The sequence below is a fragment of the Kocuria sp. NPDC057446 genome (assembly GCF_042802875.1).
Taxonomy (GTDB): domain Bacteria; phylum Actinomycetota; class Actinomycetes; order Actinomycetales; family Micrococcaceae; genus Kocuria.
Map to the genome: position 1 here is coordinate 1 of NZ_JBHVDI010000185.1, position 6,538 is coordinate 6,538.

Below are 6,538 nucleotides of genomic sequence, written 5' to 3' on the forward strand. Positions count from 1 at the left end.
CGGGGACGCCACCGCGCGCACCGTGCTGCGGTGGACGCCCGGTTACTCACGGGTGAACCACTGTTGAACGGCCGGCGCAACGGCACTAGGCTTCTATGAGCCCGAGAACGGGTCAATCGTCAAGGGTGTTCGGCGAACACGCGCGCATCTGGAACGCGAGGTGCTGCCATGTCTGCCCGGATTCTTCCCACGGTCCGACGAACCTGCGTCGTCGTGGGGCACGTCCTGGTCTACGTCCTGCTCTGGGCCGGGCTCGCGCTGCTCGTCGCCGCCGCCGGCATCCGGTACTTCTGGGGCGAGATCACCGTGGGCCAGATGCTTCTGAACCTCGTCTCCGTGCAGACCGACGGAGGGGGCGGCCCCATCGTCTGGATGGGCATCCTGGGGGTCGGCGTGGCGCCCCTGCTGATCACGCTCGGGATCGCCCTGTGGCAGGTCGTCCGGAGCCGCCGGCGCCGCCGGGGCCGCGGCGATGTGCGTCCTCGCCGCTCGCCGTGGATCGTGCGCACCGTCTCCACCGCCCTGGTGGCCGCCGTGGTCGTCGGCGGCACCACGGCCTTCGCCACCACGGTGGGCGTGCGGGACTACATCAGGTCGGGCAATTCCGATTACGACCTCGGCGACCGCTACGTGGAGCCGGTCGTCACCGGCGCCGAGGACAGGCGCAATCTGGTGCTGGTCTACCTCGAGTCCGGCGAGGCCACCCTCGCCGACGACCAGCTGTTCGAGAAGAACGCGTTCGCTCCTCTGCAGCAGGTCACCGAGGCCGCGGACGGCTGGCGGAGCGTGGCGGACTTCCAGCAGTACCAGGGGGGCGGCTGGACCATGGCCGGCCTCGCCTCGACGCAGTGCGGCATCCCGCTCAAGGGCATGGGCTCCCCCTCGGGCAGCACCTCGGTCAACGACCTCGGCGGCGACGTCGACAGCTACCTGGGCGGCGTCACCTGCCTGGGGGACGTCCTGGACGAGCACGGCTACACCAGCGTCTTCCTGGGCGGCGCCAACGCCTCCTTCGCCGCGAAGGACACCTTCCTGCGCAGCCACGGCTACTCCGAGGTGAAGGACCTCGCCGACTGGCGCGCCGCCGGTGAACCGGAGAAGAACTTCCGCGGCGACTGGGGTCTGAGCGACGGACGCCTCATGGCCCACGCCAAGGACGAGGTGGACGAGCTGCACGCCGAGGCGCAGAGGACCGGCCGGCCGTTCAACCTCTCCGTGCTGACCCTGGACACCCACGAGCCGGTGCACATCTACGACTACTGCACCGTGGACACGGAGAACGAGGTCACCGCCGCGTTCTACTGCTCCATGACCCAGGTGGCCGGATTCGTGGAGCACCTCGAGGAGAAGGGCTACCTCGAGGACACCGCCGTGGTGATCATGGGGGACCACCTCAAGCACATGAGCGCCGGCGACGCCTTCCACGAGCAGCTGGACCACCACGACAACCGCACCATCTTCAACCGGATCCGGGTGCCGGGCCAGGACGGCGGCGAGCTGCGCCCCGGCGTGGACCAGCTGAACATGTACGCCACGATCCTGGAGGCCGCCGGTCTGACACTGGCGGACCGGGAGGCCGGGCTGGGCGTCTCCGCCTTCGCCCCGGAGGTCCCGGAGGACTCGGCGCAGGCCATGGCGCCCGATCTCTACGCCGAGCTGCTGGACTCGCGCTCCGCGCGGTTCTTCGCCGAGGCCTGGGCCGGCGGGAGCGCCGCGCGGTAGCGCGTTCCGGCCTCTGCCCGACGGCGCGGCCCGGGCCGTCCGCGCGGGTGGCCCGGGCCGCGCCGGTCAGGGTCAGCGGTAGTTGATGAACTGCAGGTCGACCTCGAGCTCGGAGCCCTTGAGCAGGGTGATGACGTCCTGGAGGTCGTCGCGGGACTTCGAGGAGACCCGGAGCTCGTCGCCCTGGATGGTGGCCTTCACGCCCTTGGGGCCCTCGTCACGGATCAGCTTGGTGATCTTCTTCGCCTGGTCCTGGGCGATCCCCTCCTTCACGGAGGCCTCGATCCGGTACTCCTTGCCGGAGGCGTAGGGCTCCCCGGCGTCGAGGGACTTGAGGGAGATGCCGCGCTTGACGAGCTTCGACTGGAAGACGTCGAGGACCGCGTTGACCCGCTCCTCGGAGTTCGCCTTCATGAGGATCTTCTCGCCGGAGAAGTCGATCTCGGCGCCCACGCCCTTGAAGTCGTAGCGCTGCGCGATCTCCTTCTGGGCCTGGTTCAGGGCGTTGGACACCTCCTGCTTGTCGACCTTGCTGACGACGTCGAACGAGGAATCGCTGGCCATGCTGCCTCCTGGGCTGGGTCGGTGGGCGGACCGCGTGCGGGCCGCGGGACTGTGGCCCAGCCTACCGGGAGGGCCCCGTCACCGTTTCGTGATCTGTGCCCAAGGAACCGTTCAGCTCGGCCTCCGAGGATGGTGGCATGAGCAGAACCATGGACCCCGACGACGTGGTGCCCGGTCCGGCTCGGTCCCGGCGCGCGACCGCTGCGGCGGCCACCGCGCTGGCGGCCGTCCTCCTGATGGGGCTCGGCCTGTCCCCGGCCGCGGCGGACTCGCCCGCGCACCGCTCGGTCGGATCCGTCGGCGCGGAAACCGCGCCCCTGGACCCGGACGTCGTCGAGCGGCTCGCCGGCGTGGCCCAGGATCTCGCGGAGGCCGTCACCCACGGGGAGATCACGGAGGCCCAGGCCGCGTTCTTCCTGGCGCAGGTCTACCGCAAGATGTTCTGCTGAGGCGGCCCCGCGGCAATTTCGCATCACGGCCGAAGTTCTGTACTGTTGAACTGCTCCCGCACGCGGGGGCGGCCACCGCCCGTCCGGACGGATCGGCGGCAGCACCCCGGCAGATTACCCGAGCGGCCAAAGGGGGCTGACTGTAAATCAGCTGGCAATGCCTACGGGGGTTCGAATCCCTCATCTGCCACGAGCTCCACGGGAAAGGCCCCGGTCCGCGGACCGGGGCCTTTCCCGTACCGGATCCCGGCGGGGCACGAGGTCCCTCGTCACCGGGACGCCCCGGTGCTCCTCCGTCCCCATGGAGTTCCGGAGCCGGTGCCCGTGCAACCGCCGCACGGACCCTCGCCGGCCCGGAGTACCGGGCCCGCATCCCCCGATCCGGGGACACGAGGAGCAGGCCGCCGCGCCGGACCAGCCTTAACAATTGCTAAGAACATGAATATCCTTGTAGCTTGAGGCGACAGCATCATCCGGCCACGTGCCAGCACTCCCCGAGCCGGCACGTCGGGACCCCCTACTCCGGATGACCAGCAGCACGACCGACCCCGCAGCGCTCCCGCCGGTGTGCCACGCCGAGGACGCTGGGAAGGACTGTGCCGCGCGCTGGTACCCCAGGGGCAGGCCCGGGGTTCTGAACGATTTGAGGAGACAGACCGATATGACTGCTGTGAAGAAGTGGGTGGCCGCGGGTTCGTCGGCTGCCGTCCTGGCCGGAGGCCTGTTCCTGGGCGCCCCCGCGGCCCACGCCGACACCTGTGTGGCCCCCGCCGCCAGCACCGCGGTGACCAACCTGGTCACCGCCGCCGACCACCTCTACGACGCGGGCACGCACTTCAACTCCCTCGTCACGGACCAGGCGGTCCTGAGCCAGCTGCAGACCCAGCAGGCCGTGCTCGAGGACGCCATCGTCAACGACGACACCATCGACCGCGCCCAGGCCGCCTGGAACGAGATCCTGCGCCTGCAGGAGTCCTACGCCGCCTCCAGCAGCGACCCGGCCGTGGCCGAGGCCTACGCGGCCACCACCGCCGCCGCGGCGAACTTCGAGGCCGCGGCCCGCGAGGCCCGCGCGCAGGGCGAGGTCTTCATGGAGGACGGAGCCGATCTCGTGGCGCTGATCCAGGGCAACTGCGACGTCCTGGACACCGGGGCCGGCTCGGACGACTGGAGCGACTCGGACGACTGGTCCGGTGCCGGCACCGACACCGGTGTGAACCAGGGCATCAACATGCAGACCGGCGAGGAGGGCGGGCTCAGCACGGGTGTGCTGGCCGGCCTCCTGGCCGCCGGTGCGGCCGTGTCCGGGGCCGTGGCCCTCCGGATGCGCCGCGCCCGCGCCTGATCCCGAACCGCTGACCGCCCTGGTGCCGCGCTCGCGCGGCACCAGGGCGCAGCCATATCCCGAGCCGACCCGTGAGGACCCCAGCATGGACGCACCCGAGCAGCCGACCGCGCCGCCCCGCCGCGCCGGAAGACGCTGGGCCGCCGTCGGCGGTCTCGGCGCCGCGGCGGTGCTCTCCGCGGTCCTGCTGACGGACCCCTGGGGCGCGGACGGCGCCGGCTCCCCGGCCGCGACGGCCACCGCGCCGGTGGCGGCCTCCTCGGCGACCCCGCCGAGCGCGGCCGCCCCGCCGAGCGCGGCCGCCCCGCGGACGCCGTCCGCCGCACCGTCCACCGCGGCACCCGCCGCCGACCGGCCGGCGGCCGCGGCACCCGTGCGGCTGAGCCTCGAGGCCGCCCGGTTCGACGTGGCCGTCCTGCCGCTGGCGCCCAGCGAGCAGGAGCTGGCCACGGAGCTGCTCGTCCCGCCGGACACCTTGGACGGCTACTGGCTCACGCCCTACGGCATGCCGGGCGAGGGCTCGGAGAACACCACCTACATCACCGGGCACAGCTGGGAGGACCGGGACGCCCCGTTCAACCGGCTGAGCGACCCCGGGCTGGTCGGCAGCGAGATCGAGCTGGAGACCGGGGCCGGGACCCTCGAGTACGTGGTCGACTCGGTGGTCACCCACGACAAGAACACCCTCAAGGACAGCGACATCTGGCGCATCGTCCCGGACCGGCTGGTCATCGTCAGCTGCTACACCGAGGACCTCTGGGGGAAGAACGTCGTGCTCACGGCGTCCCCCAAGCAGGCCTGAGCCCGTGCCGCGGCGCCGGGATCAGTCCAGGGCCGCGCGCACGCGGGGCACCACCTCGGCGCCGAGCAGCGTGATGGCCTCGAGCGCCAGGTGGTGCGGGACGCCGCCCGCGTCCATCCGCAGCAGGAGGCGCTCGAGACCCAGCGCGCGCTGCTGCGCCACGATCTTGGCGACCACCTCGTCGACGTCCCCCACCACCAGGGTCCCGTCCGGGCCGCACTCCCGCTCGTACTCCTCCCGGGTCCAGCGGGGATCCGCCGGGTGGACCGGCCCGTGGCTGCGGGCCCCCGCGGCGAAGTAGGGGTGGCTGAGCTCCCGCGCCTGCGCCGCGGTCCGCGCCACGAAGCCCGGCGCGTTCATGCTCACCGGGGTGCCGGCGTCCCGGCCGGCCTCCCGGAGGGCCCTCCGGTAGGCGGCGACGACGGGCACGGCGTCGGCGAAGGGACCGTGCGTGCGCAGCAGGGCCAGGGGCAGCCCGAGGGCGCCGGCACGGTCCACCGACGCCGGGGTGCCGGAGCTGCCCAGCCAGATCGGCAGGCACGGCTGCAGCGGACGGGGCTCCAGGGCGAACTGCACGCTGTGCTGGGGGAGGGGGCCCACGAGGGTCACGGGATCCGCGTCCCGCACCCGGAGCAGCTGGCGCACCTTCGTCTCGAACAGGGCGTCGTGGTCCTCCGGCTCCAGGCCCAGGGCGCGCAGCACGCGCTGGGAGGCGCCGCGGCCCACGATCATCTCCGCGCGGCCGCCGGAGATGTTGTCCAGCATGGCGATCTGCTCGTAGAGCCGCACGGGGTCCCCGGCCGTGAGCACGGAGACGGCCGTGGTCAGGCGCAGGAGATGGGTGCGGCCGGCGATCGCCGAGAGCAGCACCACCGGGGAGGCCGCCACCACGTCCGTCCCGTGGTTCTCCCCGACGCCCATCACGGTGAGCCCGGCGCGCTCCGCGGCCTCGGCCTGCTCGATGATGTCCCGCAGCCGCTGGCGGCTGTCCGGACGGGCGCCCGTGACGGGGTCCGGGACCACCTCGCCCAGGGAGAACAGGCCGATCTCGACGTTCATGGCGCACCTCGGCGTGCACGGGGTCTGCCTCCGGGCCGGGATCTCCGCCCGGAGACCGGACCGACGGCCCGGCCCGGACGTCCAGTCTAGTCCGCGCCCGCCGCCCGGTCTTGAGCCGGCAGTGAAATCCGGTGCTCCCCGGGCGGCTCTGCCTCTACGCTGGAGGGCATGGCTACCGTTGACATCACCCAGGACACCCTGGGCCAGACCATTGCCGAGAACGACATCGTCCTGCTCGACTGGTGGGCCGAGTGGTGCGGGCCCTGCAAGCAGTTCGCCCCGACCTACGAGGCCGCCTCGGAGAAGCACGAGGACATCGTCTTCGGGAAGGTCGACACCGAGGACCAGCAGATGCTGGCCGCGTCGGCGCAGATCTCCTCGATCCCCACGCTCATGGCCTTCCGCGAGGGCATTCTCGTGTTCTCCCAGCCGGGCGCCCTGCCCGCCTCCGCCCTCGACCAGGTCATCGACGCCGTGAAGGGCCTCGACATGGAAGAGGTCCGCGCCGAGGTCGCCAAGCAGTCCCAGGACGCGCCCAACGCCTGACCGTGCCACCGACCCGCACGACCCGCGCCGGGCCCCGCCTCCCACGAGGCG

The 6,538-nt window shown here is 72.1% G+C and carries 7 protein-coding genes and 1 tRNA gene; 6 read left to right on the forward strand and 2 right to left on the reverse strand.

What is annotated here, in order from left to right:
- Positions 1-168: 168 nt before the first annotated feature.
- Positions 169-1,722 (forward strand): sulfatase-like hydrolase/transferase, encoded by a 1,554-nt coding sequence (locus ACFU0Y_RS16250; protein WP_380215689.1) that lies wholly within the window; start codon positions 169-171, stop codon positions 1,720-1,722.
- A gap of 72 nt (positions 1,723-1,794) precedes the next feature.
- On the opposite strand, the gene ACFU0Y_RS16255 is transcribed toward ACFU0Y_RS16250, so the two are convergent.
- A complete protein-coding gene (locus tag ACFU0Y_RS16255; protein WP_380215691.1) occupies positions 1,795-2,286 on the reverse strand; it encodes a YajQ family cyclic di-GMP-binding protein in 492 nt (163 codons plus the stop codon).
- Positions 2,287-2,423: 137 nt separating this feature from the next.
- Between ACFU0Y_RS16255 and ACFU0Y_RS16260 the strand changes: the two genes are divergently transcribed.
- From ACFU0Y_RS16260 to ACFU0Y_RS16275, 4 genes are all read left to right on the forward strand, one after another.
- On the forward strand, positions 2,424-2,735 hold the full coding sequence (locus ACFU0Y_RS16260; protein WP_380215693.1) for a hypothetical protein: 312 nt from the start codon (positions 2,424-2,426) through the stop codon (positions 2,733-2,735).
- Positions 2,736-2,843: 108 nt separating this feature from the next.
- Positions 2,844-2,925 (forward strand) — tRNA-Tyr (locus ACFU0Y_RS16265).
- A gap of 471 nt (positions 2,926-3,396) precedes the next feature.
- Entirely contained in the window at positions 3,397-4,080 is a 684-nt protein-coding gene (locus ACFU0Y_RS16270) for a hypothetical protein (protein WP_380215695.1), read from the forward strand.
- An 85-nt stretch (positions 4,081-4,165) separates the two neighbouring features.
- Complete coding sequence (locus ACFU0Y_RS16275; protein WP_380215697.1) at positions 4,166-4,882, forward strand: class F sortase; 717 nt, start codon at positions 4,166-4,168, stop codon at positions 4,880-4,882.
- Between the two features lie 21 nt (positions 4,883-4,903).
- Here ACFU0Y_RS16275 and ACFU0Y_RS16280 read toward each other — a convergent pair whose 3' ends face one another.
- Complete coding sequence (locus ACFU0Y_RS16280) at positions 4,904-5,941, reverse strand: LLM class flavin-dependent oxidoreductase (protein WP_380215699.1); 1,038 nt, start codon at positions 5,939-5,941, stop codon at positions 4,904-4,906.
- 168 nt (positions 5,942-6,109) lie between these two features.
- Between ACFU0Y_RS16280 and ACFU0Y_RS16285 the strand changes: the two genes are divergently transcribed.
- Positions 6,110-6,487, forward strand: a complete 378-nt coding sequence (locus ACFU0Y_RS16285) for a thioredoxin family protein (protein ID WP_380215701.1) — start codon at positions 6,110-6,112, stop codon at positions 6,485-6,487.
- The last annotated feature ends 51 nt before the right edge of the window (positions 6,488-6,538 follow it).